Genomic DNA, 16,165 nt, shown 5'->3' with positions numbered 1-16,165 from the left:
ATTTCGGAAAGCATTTCGCTTAATAACGTATTTTGGAAAGGATATTTAGTTCTCTTTTTGACAATTTGCACATAACCCGACGGCGTTTATGGCCAGGGAATGGAGTGCAAAATGGCGAGGTAAAGTGATTTTTGGAAGAGATACTTCATCGAGACAATATACACTATTGCATACCGAACAAATAAAGTGAACATGTTGGTCGTGATGGTGGTTTTCTGTACAATTCGAAGTACACATGGCATAGGTTGCTGTACCATTTAAATCGAAGATTTTATGTACAATCCCCTTCTCTTCGAAGCTTGATAAGATACGATATAAGGTTACTCTATCGATGTCCCTTCCTACGATTTTTTCTAAATCGGGTTGGGATATTGCTGCTTTTTTATGCGTTATTTCGTTCAAAACACGCAGTCTTGGGGAGGTGACTTTTAAACCATTTTCCCGAAGAAGTTCTGTAAAGTCTTTACTTTTTTCTGTTTTTTCCTTCGTCATGATAGGGGTAAATTTACGGATTTTTTTTAACACCTATCTTTCTATCCTTATGACCTGCGGATTTCAACTTCGATCTTTGCTGTGGATAATTGAACTGGATTAAATGCACTGTTGTTTGCGTAAGGAAGAGGAGATAATGTCTTAACACCATTCATAAAATATTGAATGAAATATGTTCCTTTGTATCCTTGTTGATCCAGGTAAGTAATCATAGCCTCCATATTTTCGATGGAAAGCAGATCTGCATGCCAGGTGGTTCGTACCTCGAAAGGAATGGCGTTTTTTTGTAATAACGATAAGCTGTCGGCAAAAGAGGCAAACGTATCCGAAAGAGTAATCTCGCGATACTTTTTATCGATTCCTTTAAAATCCAGCGCTACATAATCCAGCAAACCTTCGTCCCATAACTGTTTTAATACGTTGGGCTTTGTGCCGTTGGTATCGACTTTTATATAATACCCCATTTCCTTAGCTATACGAGCGAGATTAATTAATGTGGGGTGTAAGGTGCATTCGCCTCCACTGAAGACTACTCCCTGCAGCAACGATTTCCGGGATTGTAGGAAATATCGGGTATCTTCTATCGTGAGTTTACCCTTTCCCAAGACAATATCTGAATTGTAGCAATATAAGCAACGCATGTTACAGCCTGCATACCAAACGATGCAGGCTGGGTGGTGTGGATAATCCAGTAAAGTAAAAGGTGTAATGCTGTAAATGGGTTTAGTCATGCTGCTCTTTAAAGTGCGTGCGTTGACGATGCTCTCCTTTTTTGCCGATGTTAAAACTCTCTACGGGTCTGTGGTAACCCATAACTCTAGTATAAACCAGGCATTTACTGCGTTGCTGTTGGTTTTGCTGCAAAATCAACAACTGTTTTGCGGTGTTACTTGTCATACGGTATGTATTTGTTGATGGTTTGAAATGATAATGTCATCGCATTGTGGACAGTATTCATGTTCGCCTGTTAGATAACCATGCACCGGACAAATGCTGAATACTGGTGTGACCGTGATGTAAGGAAGTTTGAAGTTGGAAATTACCGTACGTACAAACTCCCGACAGGCTTCGGGCGAACTGATACGCTCGTTCATATAGAGATGTAATACGGTGCCGCCTGTATATTTACATTGAAGTTGATCCTGTAATAGGAGCGCTTCAAAAGGATCTTCTGTATGGTTAACCGGAATTTGCGAGCTGTTCGTATAGTAGATATGTTCACCTTCCCCGGCTTGCAGAATTTCCAGAAAGCGTTTTTTGTCTTCCTTCGCGAAGCGATAGGTCGTTCCTTCCGCGGGTGTTGCCTCCAAATTGTATAGATTACCGGTTTCTTCTTGAAACATACGAAGACGATGACGTATATGCTCTAGTATATCGGAAGCAAACGTTATTCCCCAATCGCTCACTATGTGCTGTTTATCATTACTAAAATTCCGGATCATCTCATTCATGCCGTTGACTCCAATCGTCGAAAAATGGTTGCGGAAATGGCTCAGATATCGTTTGGTATATGGAAATAAACCATTATCATATAGCTGCTGAATGAATTTTCGTTTTTTTTCTAAGGTAGATTTGGCTAATAACAGCAGTTGATCAAGACGTTCGTATAGTTTCTCCGTTTGATGAGCGTATAAATAGCCTAACCGTGCCATATTGATGGTAACCACGCCGATGCTTCCCGTCATCTCCGCACTTCCGAATAGCCCATTTCCACGTTTGAGTAGCTCGCGTAAATCTAATTGTAAGCGGCAACACATGCTACGTACTGCGTTAGGCTTATAGGCTTCGGGATTTTCAATCCTTTGGCCGTCAGCATCGATGATATATTGACTACCAATGAAATTCTGGAAATAGGACGATCCAATTTTCGCTGTATTTTCGAAAAGCAAATATGCGTTCGCACTATGCCAATCAAAATCTTCCGTGATATTAACGGTGGGAATCGGGAAGGTGAACGGTTGTCCATTGGCATCTCCTTCAGTCATCACGGTATAGTAAGCTTTATTGATCATATCCATTTCAGACTGAAAATGTCGGTAACAAAGATCTTCCAGAGATGCCGCGCCGCGCTCGCGAGCCAAATCTATTAATTTTTGGTTGTGCACTTCAGTAAAAAGATGTCGTCCTCCTTTAGTGGGTATCTGCGCTCTTAAATCTTCCGGTACTGTCCAATCGAGGGTGATATTTGTGAATGGCGATTGACCCCATCGCGCGGGAACATTGAGATTATACACAAAGCTACGTACCGCTTTAAGGACATTGCCATAATTTAGTTGATCTTTGAAAACATAAGGAGCAAGGTAGGTATCAAAAGAACTAAAGGCTTGTGCTCCTGCCCATTCGCTTTGTAAAATGCCCAGGAAATTTGCCATCTGACCCAGCGCCTCGCGGAAATGGGAGGGAGGTCTACTCTCTACGCGTCCCCGCACACCGTTAAAACCTTCATCAAGTAATACCCGTAAGCTCCAACCAGCACAATAGCCTGTTAGGCAATCTAAATCATGGATATGGATATCACCATCACGATGGGCATAGCCTTCTTCCTTATTATAAACTTTATCTAACCAATAATTAGCGATGATTTTTCCAGCTGTATTGTTAATTAAACCAGCATTTGAATAGGACGTATTCGCATTTGCGTTGATGCGCCAATCTTGTTGACGGATATATTCTGCTACGGTTTGACTACTGTTTACATAGGTCGTATCATCATTGAAATGATCGATATGCTCCCGTTGTAACTTACGTGTATGTCTGTACAGCATAAAGGATTTCATGACATCGAAATAGCCGAGTTCGTAAAACTGCCGTTCAATGATATTCTGTATATCTTCTACAGCCCAGATGTCCTTATCTGCCAAATCCTTCAAGACACGTTCGAAGATCCGGTCGTCAATGGGATATGATACGCTCTTAAACCCTTTTTGGATAGCGTCTTGTATTTTGTAAGTTTCGAGGGGTGCATAAACACCATTTCGCTTGATTACATATTTTTCCATAGCGGTTGTTTGTATGGGGATGTTGTTTTTCTCCCGTTAGTGGAGGCTCCTAACAAATTTAAGACGGAAATGGCTGTTGTTTTATGAGCAGAGACATAAATCCTCGAAAATGTGATAAAAAAGAATGTAATAAAGAAGCCCCTCCGAAGATTCGGAGGGGCTTTAAGCATAAAAATGATCCCGACACCGTCAGGAGGGCTCTTATCAGTCGTTATTTTCCTGCTGCTTTCGCGTGGTCGGCTAAAAATTGTGCCAGTCCACTATCGGTTAATGGGTGCTTTAATAGGGACAGGATAACAGATAAAGGTCCTGTCATTACATCCGCTCCAATCTTGGCACAACCCAATAAATGTCCACTATGGCGTACAGAAGCCGCTAAGATTTCTGTTTTAAAACCGTAATTGTCATAGATCAGGCGAATTTCTTCGATTAACCCCAGACCATCTACGGAAATATCATCTAATCGTCCAACAAAAGGAGATACATATGTTGCTCCTGCTTTTGCAGCTAATAATGCCTGGCCTGCAGAAAAAACGAGCGTACAGTTGGTTTTGATGCCTTTTTTACTAAAATATTTGATGGCTTTAATACCATCTTTGATCATGGGAACTTTCACCACAATTTTTGGATTTAAAGCAGCCAAAGCTTCACCTTCTTTGATGATATTGTCATAATCTGTCGAGATGACCTCGGCGCTTACATCCCCATCTACAATATCGCAGATGGCTTTATAATGATTAATTACATTCTCTTCACCACTGATGCCCTCTTTTGCCATAAGGCTGGGATTAGTGGTCACACCATCCAACACACCAAGGTCTTGTGCTTCTTTGATTTGTGCTAGGTTTGCGGTATCGATAAAAAACTTCATGTTTAATAGATGATTTTATAAATGATTTAAAATATTTTAAAACATAATATACGTATGTATGTTACAAAAGTAACTATATTATTCTCAATCTGGTTAAGTTTAATCAAAACATTTTTTTGCCGTTAATGGACATATTTAGATCGCTTTCTTATCCTAATTTTCGATTACACGTCATTGGTCAGGCGATATCACTTTTAGGCACTTGGATGCAACGGATCGCTATCAGTTGGATGGTATATGAAATGACAAACTCTGTTTTTTGGTTAGGTTTCGTACAATTTATTGCCTTGCTTCCGTCTCTGATTCTCTCTCCATTTGTCGGTTCGTTTGTTGATAAGCATAAAAAGTATAAGTTGGTGTTCCTTACGCAAATCGGATTGATGATACAGACCGGTGTCTTAACCTTGGTGGTAGGGCTGCATCTGGAAACTGTTTTTATCCTATCTACACTAGGATTTATACAAGGAGTTATCAATGCATTCGATGTACTAGGTCGCCAATCATTGATGATATCGCTTGTAGATAACAAACGAGATTTACCCAATGCCATCGCGCTGAATTCTTCTATTTTCAATGCTGCTAGGATGGTGGGACCGGCCATTGGTGGTATTTTGTTGACTAAGTATGGCGAATTTGTTTGTTTCGGTATCAACTTTATCAGTTTTGTGCCGGTCATTATATGTCTCCTGCTGATGCGTGTGAAAGAAGATCCGTCGAAACTTACGAAGGAAAGCAACTGGCGGGCGCTTATCGAGGGGTTTAGCTATTTAAGACGTTCTCCACATATTGCATCATTGATTATCGTATTGGTTTTTTCAAGCTTATTCGTTATACCTTATACGTCTTTGCTGCCGGCGGTGGCTAAAGATCTTTTTTCGGGAGACGAGTCTACTTTCTCTTGGTTTGAAAGTGCAGCAGGTTTTGGAGCGATGATCGGCGCCATCAATATGGCAAGATTAAAAACAGGTGATAATCTCCGGTATCGCGTTTTGTTTTCTGCTTTTTTAATGGGTACGGCAATTTGTTTATTAGCTTTTGCACCTATTCTACCGTTAGCTTTGATGTTTACGATGATGGTCGCGTTTGCCATGATGATGCAAAATTCTTCCATTAACACCTACATCCAGACCCATGCGGTACCCAGCTATCGTGCCAGGGTAATAGGCTATTATGTAATGGCTTTTCAAGGTGTCGTTCCCATAGGAACATTATTGGTAGGCGCACTGGCTGAATATATTGGAATTAAAAGTACGCTCTACGTGATGGGAACAGCAGGTACTGTTATTGCGTTAAGCTTTTATACCTATCTACGGCTACACATTCATCGAAGATTGTTTAAAAAAATATAATATCCTCTCTCAATACAACAACGATGGTGCTTTATTTTTAAATCGGTAGCCAAGACCCAACATCAAATAATTAGGTTCGTGAAAATCTTTTAAATTATAGCCGATATGTAAGAATGAATTTTTGGTGGTCGCTATCTTAAGGGCAAATGTTTGATAAGTGCCCCGGAGGTCTCCGCCTTTATGTAATACGTTGCCTCCCAGACCTACACCAATAGTAAAAATCGGCATGATATATTCGGCTCTTGCTGATAGCCCTAATGCCATCTGTTTATCTACAGATGGTTTAAAAAACTTTTCTCCGGCGGCAGCCGAAAAATAATTCTTAGTATAAACATTCGCACTGCCATCGTATACAGCATCGATAGAAACACCTACGCGAAATCTATAACTTAAATTGTACATTGGGCCAAAATACATTCCCAAAACCGGATATTGATGCGGTGAAGGGACAGGTTGCCCCATAACTTCGACTCCTTTTCGACGCCATGAACCGAAAAGAACGAAATCATAGTTGATATGTCTGGGATATTGCGTGAGCAGAGAATCGGGAATTCTGGCAAGCTTTGCGGTTGGCTCTCGTTTTCGAAAGTCATATAGAATGCCGAGTTTTAACCCTATCATGTTGAGTCCTGCATTGGGGAAATTGGTGTTGCCATTTGAAAAATGAGTGAAATCTATGCCCGTTGCCAAATCTGTATGTTGGGTTAATGCCCATCTCAAATATAGTCCAGCGTTTAGGTAAGCATTGGTTTTAGAGCCAATCGCGACATTGTAGGGATTTTGTGTAAAATGGTGTGGTTTCCAGCCAGTTGATAAACCAAAATTCCATTCATAATCTAACGCTGTTCTTGCACCAAGTTGTGTGATATTGGAACGCTGAAAAAAATACATTGTTTTGGGAGAACCCAATTCCTGCGGATTGCCGAAACTATAAAAAGACACGCCTATTCCTTGATAAGTATGGGCATAAATCTGATCGCCTAATGATCCATCTGGGAATCGAAAGGCGTATTTTATGTGTCCGGATAATGCGTTTCGAATAGGTTTTTGTTGATTGTTGAATCCGGCGTAAAAAGGAACATTAGGCAACACATAACCTGGACGAAGTTCCACCCCAAGGTGATGTACAAATCGCCCCGCACCATTTAGTTTGTGGACAGTATCTACCGAAAGTGTGTCTCGCGATAATGCGCCAAATGGAAAAGCGGTGAGGAAACCGCAGAAGAATAATAAAACACCCCACATCTCAACTTACTTTACGATCCCGTAATGTTAAAAGTCGTTTTCGATAATCAATCCGAGCAGCATAGGAAACGAGAATATCTCCACCCAGCACACCGATAACGGGAGGCAGGTTCATCTGTTGATAAGCATAATTAACGGCACTCAGGTCTAGTACCGCTGTTATAAATTTCTTTATTTTCCAATTCCCTATTTCGAAAGTTGGCAGCTCCAGTATAAAACTTTCCATAGAGTTTGTACCTAATCCTGTCGAGATGATATTGGTGTTTTCAATTTTTTCCTCCGGGATACCGGATTGTAGAAGTGTGGTTTTGTCAAGAACGGTTTTTGATGCTCCCGTATCTAGCACCATTTTAAAAGGTTGGTCAAATAAATAAACATCAATCAATATGTGGTAACCATCGCCTTGTAGTTCCAATATTTCTAACGGAATTTTTTGCATGGGTTAAACTTAGGAAATATAAAAATAAAACCCATGCAAAAAAGAGCGTTATATGATATTACTATCTTTCAATACTTGGTTCATATTCCTCACGGCATTTGCACTGTTTTTAAACAATACTTTCTCTTCTTCTGATAATTCCAAGGGAACAATACGATCCCAACCTTTTTTGTTAATAATGACGGGCACACCAATATTGATATCTTCTTCACCGTACTCACCCTCTAGGAATACAGATGCTGTAAAAAGCCTGTTTTGGTCACGTACAATACTTTCCACCATGGCTGCTGCAGCTGCTCCCGGCGCATACCAGGCAGAAGTACCAATCAACGCAGTTAACGTAGCCCCACCAACCATGGTCTTTTTCACGATGTCGTCTTGTTCTTCCTGTGTTAGGAAGCTGTTAACAAGGATGCTGTTCCACGTGGCGTGATGTATCAACGGAATCATGGTTGTGTCGCCATGTCCACCGATAACAATCGCATTCAGGTCATTTGCCGAAGCTTGTAGCTTTTGCGAAATTTGGTATTTGAAACGCGCTGAATCCAGTGCACCGCCCATGCCTATAATTCTGTTTTTGGGCAGACCGCTCGATTTTAGTGTGAGATATGTCATCGTATCCATCGGGTTGGACACGATTAAGATAATGATGTCGGGGGAATGTTTTATTAAATTCTCTACGACAGATTTGACGATACCGGCGTTGGTTCCTATAAGTTCTTCACGTGTCATTCCAGGTTTTCTAGGAATACCGGAAGTGATAACAGCCACTGCCGAACCAGCCGTTTGTGTATAATCGTTCGTGACTCCCTTTATGGTAGAATCAAATCCTAAAAGAGCCGCTGTTTGCATCATATCCTGCGCCTTACCTTCTGCAACACCGTCTTTGATATCCAACAGCACAATTTCTTCCGCGATGTTCCGCCGTACAAGATTGTCCGCTGTGGTAGAACCAACAGCGCCTGCTCCAATAACTGTTATTTTTGTCTGCATATTTTTTCTCCTTTGTTGTTGGTGAAGATTTGATGTGTAGATAAATGTACGAAACTTTTCTTTATTCCTCTAGAATGGATAACCTATGGCTAAATTAAATACGAGATTTTCACGTCTCCATTGAGAATCACGGAAATCGATATATTTGAATACCCAACGATCTCCTGGATCCCGATACGGCACACGTATTGGCATAGCGAAATCCGTACGGATAATCAAGAAATCCAAATCAAGGCGTAATCCCACGCCAGCACCCACCGCCAGTTCTTTATAAAAATCTTTGGACAGTTTTCCACCGGGTTTATTTTCATCTTCACGTTGTAACCATATATTGCCTGCATCTATAAAGGCAGCCCAATGCAACATACCAGCTATCTGTGCCCGGTATTCCGTGTTAAGTTCCAGCTTGAAATCTCCCGTTTGGTCCGCAAAGAAATTATTTTCGCCAATATTTTCAGGTAATGCTGAACCCGGACCGACAGCCCTTGGACGGTAGGCACGTAACCCATTAGGTCCACCGGTAAAATATTGCTTTAAATAGGGGAGTGAACGTGAGTTTCCGTAGGAATGACTCAATCCCACCATCAATCGAGAGGCGAGTTGGGAGGTAGAAGAAAGCTTCATATAGTGACGGAAATCGGCTTCCGCTTTGATAAACTGCGCGTAAGGAGTTCCAAAAATCTCTTTAGCACCTTCATCATAGTTGGCACCTTGAATCAATCCCAAGACATTTCCGGAAGTATTTAAGCCTGTTTTTACATAAAAGGTGTGCTTACGTGTCGCTTCCATCGAATTGGTAAAGGTATACGAGTAGTTGGGGCCGAATGAAAACTGAGGGTCTACAATATGGCGTAATGTCGGAACGGTGTCCATCTGGGCACGGTAATCATCAGAAATATTACGCGGTTGCACGTAGATAATTTCCGCAACAGCCAAGTCGTGTTGCTTTTGGTCGTCTTCCCTCCAGTTATAACCATAATTCATCGTGAGTGAATTAAGTGTATAAGCATTTCGACGATTCAAAAACTCATACCCGACTTTTGCATACGTTTTCGGAATATAACGTCTGGATGGAGCCCACTTATAAGGTGATAGCAAGCGTGGCCATACGATACCTACTTCTGTTCCATAGCGTATATAGGCTGAATTCAGATTTACACTGCCCCCTGTTTGGGTTTCATAACCGCCAAAGACACTCACAGTAAGTGTTTCGAATCCTTTGAATGCGTTTCGGAGTGTCCAGTTAGCATTCGCCTCGGTACCATTATATACAGAAGCCGTTTTTCCAATTACCTCAAAACGAATGGATTTACGTTGCATCGGGGTAAGATGATAATAAACATCCATGGTGTTGGCAGAGTCTGGATTATCAACGAACGTGTTTTTAACAAATTTAAAAGCATTGAGATTGACAAGATGACTAATTGTCCTGTTGTGTTCCCAACGCGTATAGGTATCTCCTTTGTTAAAAAAGATATGATTGGCTAATACTTTTTTACGATAGGTATCTTGCGGATCTATAATATAATACTGATTATTATATAATTGCTGCGGTCTTGGTCGGGTTGTTTGAAAACCTTGAGTTGTTTGCTGGAAATTGGGGTAAATAAAAATGTTGCCTATTTTTTGAGGCTCTTTCGCTCGCTCGGGTGTTTCGGGCTTCATTTTTAAATACATGTCCACTTCGTAGTTTCCCTTGCTACTGTCCACTTCTGCCAATAAATGATCAGGCGAAAAATAATAATACCCTTTATTTTTTAAGTCATTGTCGATGCGGTCTCTTTCGTTAAGGATAACATCTAAATTGTAGTTGCTTCCAACATGTAGTAAGGACTGAGGTTTTGTACTCAAGATATCTTTTCCCAATTGCTTGGTCGAATCTACTTCGAAATCGACTTTGGCGATACGATAAATCTTTCCGGGGAACGCATTATACGTTACCTCCGCCAATTTGCCATCTATCGTAGTATCCGATGTAACGTAGGCATTAAAGAAACCAAAGTTCTCCATCCGGTTGCGCAAGAGGTTTTCGTTGTACTCCCGGTTTACATCACTGAGCAAAACGGGCTCTTCTCCCTGTTTTCTTAACCATCTATTGATGGCTCCGGAGGCGGAATCAGATCCGCCTCCCATATTGTATAGGCCCAGTTTGAAACGCATGCCCAAAATCTTCTTATTCGGTTTGGGGCGAAGTATTTCTTCAAGGTATACTTCAAATGCTTCTTTTCGTTCTTTCGGAATGCTGTCTTGGGGATGGATGACTACATGTCCTTTATTATAAAGCTTTTCATCCTCCGCAAGATATTTGGTTGAATTACAGCTAGCCACCGAAACCACGGCGATCAAACCCATTGCGATACGGTGCAGATTAGTCTTCATGCGAACTCCTTTCTTCTTCATCGTCTCGGATGGCATTTGTTGTAACATCTATTTGTTTATTCGTTGAATCTTTCTTTTCTTGTTCCGTTTCCTGTTCTTCTTGCTCTTCTATTTCTTCTTTTCGAATAGCACGATGGGTCGAATCTACTGGTTCGCCTGTCGTAGAACTGTCGGTGTTGTTTTCCTGACGTTGTAGCTGTTCGTTTTTCCGACGTTCCTCTATGCGTTTGCGGAATTCGGGGCTATTTTTCATAAGGCTATCCCGAATTACTAAGCGTACGCTGTCTCTGTAAACAGAGTCAGTCTCCATGCGTTCTACATCGAAACGACGACGGAAACCCCGACTGTCCGTATTGTAATATTGTTCTAAGGCGCTGGAGCTCATAAAAAGTTCTTTGAACTTGTCGTAGCTCATCGTAATGATAAAACCAATACCAGTTTCGACAAACTGTCCTTGCAGTGTTGCTTGATATTGATTTTTTCTGTATACGCGGGCGAAGTAGCGTCCGTCTTTTGAAAGTTGATAATCTAACGAAATATCTCCCGCAATATTCGATGCTTTTTCTCCCGGACGTGTATTTCCCTCGACTTCAAAATTGGAGCCAATAGTAACTTTTAAACGATCATCAAATAACATCTTCGACACACCGACATTTAAGTCTGTTCGGGTTTGTGCATTCCCCGTTAAATAATCTTCTTCTGATTGCAGATTGAAATCAAGTTCTACCCCTTTAATGAGGTCGGAAGCGAGATTATTTAGTTGACTACTTAAGAACGAACTCACGGTATTCCGTGCCATCGCTTCAGCTCCGCCGCCGCCGGATAGACTCTCAAATGGATTAGCAGACATAAAACGACCGAGCGCGATTAATGAAAACACCTGCTTGTTCAATTCCGCGGGATCTTCACGTATATTAGCTAAGGCAATATTAACCTTACTTACAACATCTTGGGAAACGATAGCATTATTTTCGTCCAAATCAATATCAAAGTTAATTTCTGGCTTAAACAGCTCACCTGTTAATATTAATTTTACATCGAAAGGAATACGTTGCTTATATAGATTTTGACTTTCCCCGCCAATTTGTGATTGTACCAGTTCCAATGTTGGAAAACGATTTCGGTATATGGCGGTAATATCCATACGAGCATCTAAAGGATCACCATTCCAGGTAATAGTACTTCCTTTCTGGAAAAGGAATGGCTTCGAAATGGGTCCTAGTGAGAATGTATAATCTCCTTTTTCTACCGTATAGGTGCCTGACATCGTGATTTTGTTACTTGCATTAATAGTCGCATTTAACTCTGCGATACCTTGTATATTGAGCGCATCTTGCGTGCCTTCGTCTAATATAACCTTAAATTTCGCCTCCGGATCGGTAGCTAGATTGAGGGCGATATCCATACCAGACAATTGCGTAGCTGTTGTCATAGAATCCAATCGGGCAAATACGTTTGCGCGAGCCGTATCCGAACGGTTCACAAATTTGACAACACCATCCCGCTGTGCAATACCTGGGTCGTCATTGGGTACAATGAGTACAAAGTCAGTGTTCTCATTGACCTTAATATCCCCATCCACACGCGGTTGGTCTAAATTACCCCTTATACGAAGATTCGAAGTCAGATATAGTTTTCCGAAAAATAAATCGTTATCTTCTCTTGTTGAATTGACCGCTGCAAAATCATTCATGTTCAAATTCAAATTGAAGTCAAAATCAGTATAGGTAGTCGTAGCAATAGAGCCGCTTAATAAAGTGGTGTTACCGCGCAAATCCTTGATTTCAAATTTTTTGAATTGTATACCCTTATCATTGAAATGTATCGTCTGGTTGTCCATGAGGAAATCTGCATTCAACATTGCTACGTTCAATTTGCTGTTTTGAAACGTAAGTCCACCATTGATTTTCGGTGCATCCACCGTACCTGTAATTTTCAAGTCGCCCACCAAGTCACCTTCGCAGTCTTCCAGATAACCCAAGCTAAATGCTTGTATAGTAGTCATCTTCATAGGCTTCAAGGATAGTGTAGCGTTTAGCGTTGCCGGTCCATCCGGCGGACTGATGAAATCTCCTAATAACTGCACATCGTTGCCATTTCCTTGAATCTCGATATCAGCAGAAAATGTATTCTCCTTGATGTTATCCACTTTGACTAACACGTTGCCCACGGTATCTTTTCCGAAGTAAAACCTGTCGATGGTCAAGTCAGAAACAAATACAGGATTGCCCTCTAACCGGGATATCGTAGCAGTACCATTTATACCTCCACCTAAATCGAGAACCTCGGATTCCAACATTTGCGTAAAAGTCTCGATTCTGAAATTATCAAACGAGACATCGATAGGCGCATTTAACGTGGAATCCTGCGATTGCACCAGAAGCTCTTGTCCGTTATTTGTTAAACGGAAGTTATGGGCATGAATACCACTCTCGCCAAAACTAATCGTATTCGTAGTGTCGATATGCCAATCTTCATAGTTTAGTTTCAGTCCATCTTCGTGTAGACTAAAAATAAAATTATTTTCAGCAGCTTGCATTCTAGCGCCCAAATGATATTGCTCTTTATCCTCCTTATCTTTTATCCACAATCCTAAGTCGATGTTATTCTCTACAACGTTACCGCTCGCCACGGTATTATTCAATTCTATATTGCCCATTTTGATTTTGTGGATGAGAGCAGAATAATATAGTGTGCTATCAAATGTTGTTAAATCGACACCTACGTCTTCTATGGATATACCTTCGTATACAATTTTTGGGGCAATGAGCTTGGCCATAAAATTTTGAGAAGCACTATTGAATGTGCCGTCTAGGGTGATATCACGCATTTCTTCTAAATTGGGGAGAAAGTTGCGTATAAAACGAGAGTGGTTGAGTGTCGCACTAAACTCAAAACTCTGCGGGTTGTACGAGGTCGTATCTTTTGGAGCATTACTGGGATTGTAATAAATCTGTACGATGTCCTGTATGGCTGGAGCCAATGCCGTGAGTTGGTATTTTCCAACCATGTGCGCTTGAAGAAATTCTGATCTTAGAATTAGTGTGTTTCTACTGGTGTCTGCTGTTGCTACCAAGGAAATGCTATCTAACGTATAACGGGCGTCGTTGTATGCGATTGCGGAATTGACAATGTCTAAAGAACCGTTTAAGAAATCAGGGTCGGCTGTTTCAAAATCAGCGACAATTTTTCCATGATACCGAAAATCATCGTCCATCAGTTTCAAGTTTTGCAGATTCACGCTGTCAATCAGGAGTGTAGCATTTACCTTCGGATAGGTATTACGCATGTCTGCTGCAAAATCCATGTTGAATTGTATGTTGGGGTCAGGGCTGTTTAGCGTACCTGCAATATCCCCATCTTTAGCATCCACGTGCAGTTGGATATCACGATAGGCATATCCCATCGCATCCAAATGGTTTAAGCGTCCGTCTACAGAGGCGTTCATGTTTTTGGGATCCAATCCGGTTCCCACTACGGTGGCTTCCGCAGATAATATACCCAAAACAGAATCTTGATTTAGGATATTTCCAATATTCAAATCGTCGATGGCTACATAGGCGTTGTAAGTGGTATCTGCACCCATTTGCATATTACCATTCACGGTGGCATTTCCTTTTTCCGTTACGAGACTCATATTCGCATCGAAACCAGACATTCCTCCTTTGAATGTACCCGACAGGCTGATAGCATTAGGGAGTTGTAAGCTGTCAGGCATCATCGATTTCGCAACTAGACGTTCTATATCCGCTCTGCCGGTCGTAAATTTTTTCAAGTTCAAATCGATATAGAGTTTGTCGGTATCGGGCAACCCTTTGATAACTGCACTGGCTATCAAATGTGTGCGGTCTAGTGTTCTAAATTCTATATTGGGTATGGTAAGGTTGTCCATCCGACCTTTTACATTGCCGTTGATGTAAAAAGAGCGAGCCAAAAGTGGTTTCATGACCTCCATCGTGTCCAGATCCGGTACAAAATAACGGATATCGCCCATATCAAATGTGGAATTCTTGATGTTGGCTTCCACGAGGACCTGGCTTGGATTTTCTGTTAGAGCATCCAATGATGGATAGGACAGCTTGATATAATCCCGGATAGTGGTTTTGGGTGTTTGTGCAATGAAATTCCGAATTTCTACACCTGTATTATGATATACAAAGTCTGCTTGTAACTTTTTGATGGAAAAACCGGAATGATCTGCCATAGAAAGGTTTTTCAATGAACCGGAAATAGAATCGCTGGAATAATAAAGGTCATCTAGCTCTGCAAGGAAATCACTGATTTTAATGTTGAAGTAGTCGAACCCTTTCATGCGTGGTTCGTTATCGTCTTTAAACCAGACATTGGTTTTATCGATAGCAAACTTGTCAGCAGATACAATCCAGTTCATGGAACTGCTGTCCGATGTGGTATCCGCTTCTGTTTGTACAGTCGGCGTTGATGCAACTTTACCCAATAATATCTGGGAATCAGATTCATCCAAGTTAACCTTACCCAAACGTACAATTTCCTTATTAAGATCTATTTCTTTGATATCTGCGGTTAACTTGCGGATATCAAAACGGGTGTCCATAGCAGCCGACGAGTCTTGGTATTCCACCAGAATATTACTCAAATCCAGATTTTTTATTTCGAGATCCGGAAGCAAAGAAGATGCTTCGACGGATGCATCCTTAATACCAAAATCTTCTGCTGAAGGAGTTTCTTGTTCAGATGCAGGGGCCCATTGTTTAACCAGAGCCGTGAGTCCGTCCAATTTTATGTTAGGCAGTGAAAATGCCATATTGTTCGTTAAATCAAACTTTTTTACTTTCGTATCGAAATGCTGTAGCCGGATGTCGGCACTTGTACCAATAACGTCATCTTGATAAACGAAATGAATGCGCTCAAAAAGTACGTCATTGATATCGAAAATAAGGGCTGAGGTGGTATCGACATCTGCAGTACTTTCTTCTTCGGAAGCAAATGCTTCGACAATGTAATCAAAATTAAAACTACTATCGGGTAGTGATCTGTTTATTTTTGCCGTAATACCCTTTAATTCTAACTGCTGTATCTCTACGGTATTTTTCAACAGTTTAAACATATTGATATCGACCAATAATTTTTCGCCGGCAATCAACGTATCTTTAGATTGGTCTTCAAAATAGACGTTTTCCAGTACGAGCTTTTTAGGAAAAGTAATATTGATATAACCGATATCAACCGGTGTGCCAATCTTTTTTTCCAGATAGTTCGTAACCTTGCCCACTACATAATTTTGAACCGCGGGCATTCGTATAAGTAAAATAATTAATAACAGAAGGGCAATAATACTGCCGATAATCCATAATATTGTTTTTAAAGCTATTCGTCCGAATCGATTCAAAGCGATTTTCTATTAAATTTTATGTGACTT

At 40.9% G+C, this 16,165-nt stretch carries 11 protein-coding genes; 1 reads left to right on the top strand and 10 read right to left on the bottom strand.

Annotated elements, in window-relative coordinates; genetic code table 11:
- Nucleotides 1-45: 45 nt before the first annotated feature.
- From FXV77_RS18275 to fsa, 5 genes are all read right to left on the bottom strand, one after another.
- Nucleotides 46-492 (bottom strand): Fur family transcriptional regulator, encoded by a 447-nt coding sequence (locus FXV77_RS18275; protein ID WP_148920687.1) that lies wholly within the window; start codon nt 490-492, stop codon nt 46-48.
- A gap of 47 nt (nt 493-539) precedes the next feature.
- The gene (locus FXV77_RS18270; RefSeq protein WP_148920686.1) at nt 540-1,223 is read right to left on the bottom strand and encodes an anaerobic ribonucleoside-triphosphate reductase activating protein; all 684 of its coding nucleotides are present in this window, start codon (nt 1,221-1,223) and stop codon (nt 540-542) included.
- Nucleotides 1,216-1,389 (bottom strand): anaerobic ribonucleoside-triphosphate reductase, encoded by a 174-nt coding sequence (gene nrdD, locus FXV77_RS22565; RefSeq protein ID WP_148920685.1) that lies wholly within the window; start codon nt 1,387-1,389, stop codon nt 1,216-1,218. The genes FXV77_RS18270 and nrdD overlap by 8 nt, the downstream gene beginning before the upstream one ends.
- Nucleotides 1,386-3,491: a ribonucleoside triphosphate reductase gene (locus tag FXV77_RS18260; protein WP_148920684.1), complete on the bottom strand. Its 2,106-nt coding sequence runs from the start codon at nt 3,489-3,491 to the stop codon at nt 1,386-1,388. Before FXV77_RS18260 ends, nrdD begins: the two co-directional genes overlap by 4 nt.
- A gap of 211 nt (nt 3,492-3,702) precedes the next feature.
- Nucleotides 3,703-4,362, bottom strand: coding sequence for a fructose-6-phosphate aldolase (gene fsa / locus FXV77_RS18255; protein ID WP_148920683.1), 660 nt, complete (start codon nt 4,360-4,362; stop codon nt 3,703-3,705).
- Between the two features lie 125 nt (nt 4,363-4,487).
- Between fsa and FXV77_RS18250 the strand changes: the two genes are divergently transcribed.
- Nucleotides 4,488-5,711, top strand: a complete 1,224-nt coding sequence (locus tag FXV77_RS18250) for an MFS transporter (protein WP_148920682.1) — start codon at nt 4,488-4,490, stop codon at nt 5,709-5,711.
- 9 nt (nt 5,712-5,720) lie between these two features.
- Here the strand turns inward: FXV77_RS18250 and FXV77_RS18245 are convergent, their stop codons facing one another.
- The 5 genes from FXV77_RS18245 to FXV77_RS18225 all read right to left on the bottom strand — a co-directional run bounded on the left by FXV77_RS18245 (nt 5,721) and on the right by FXV77_RS18225 (nt 16,042).
- On the bottom strand, nt 5,721-6,956 hold the full coding sequence (locus tag FXV77_RS18245; RefSeq protein ID WP_148920681.1) for an acyloxyacyl hydrolase: 1,236 nt from the start codon (nt 6,954-6,956) through the stop codon (nt 5,721-5,723).
- Between the two features lies 1 nt (nt 6,957).
- Complete coding sequence (locus tag FXV77_RS18240; RefSeq protein WP_148920680.1) at nt 6,958-7,395, bottom strand: retropepsin-like aspartic protease; 438 nt, start codon at nt 7,393-7,395, stop codon at nt 6,958-6,960.
- A 48-nt stretch (nt 7,396-7,443) separates the two neighbouring features.
- Nucleotides 7,444-8,388 carry a malate dehydrogenase gene (locus FXV77_RS18235; RefSeq protein ID WP_148920679.1) on the bottom strand — a complete coding sequence of 315 codons (945 nt, stop codon included), beginning with the start codon at nt 8,386-8,388 and terminating at the stop codon, nt 7,444-7,446.
- A gap of 69 nt (nt 8,389-8,457) precedes the next feature.
- The gene (tamL, locus tag FXV77_RS18230) at nt 8,458-10,788 is read right to left on the bottom strand and encodes a translocation and assembly module lipoprotein TamL (RefSeq protein WP_148920678.1); all 2,331 of its coding nucleotides are present in this window, start codon (nt 10,786-10,788) and stop codon (nt 8,458-8,460) included.
- Nucleotides 10,757-16,042, bottom strand: coding sequence for a translocation/assembly module TamB domain-containing protein (locus FXV77_RS18225; RefSeq protein ID WP_246162516.1), 5,286 nt, complete (start codon nt 16,040-16,042; stop codon nt 10,757-10,759). The genes tamL and FXV77_RS18225 overlap by 32 nt, the downstream gene beginning before the upstream one ends.
- Between the last annotated feature and the right edge of the window lie 123 nt (nt 16,043-16,165).

The organism is Sphingobacterium phlebotomi, assembly GCF_008180195.1.
Lineage (GTDB): Bacteria > Bacteroidota > Bacteroidia > Sphingobacteriales > Sphingobacteriaceae > Sphingobacterium > Sphingobacterium phlebotomi.
This window is presented reverse-complemented; position numbering and strand designations above follow the sequence as displayed.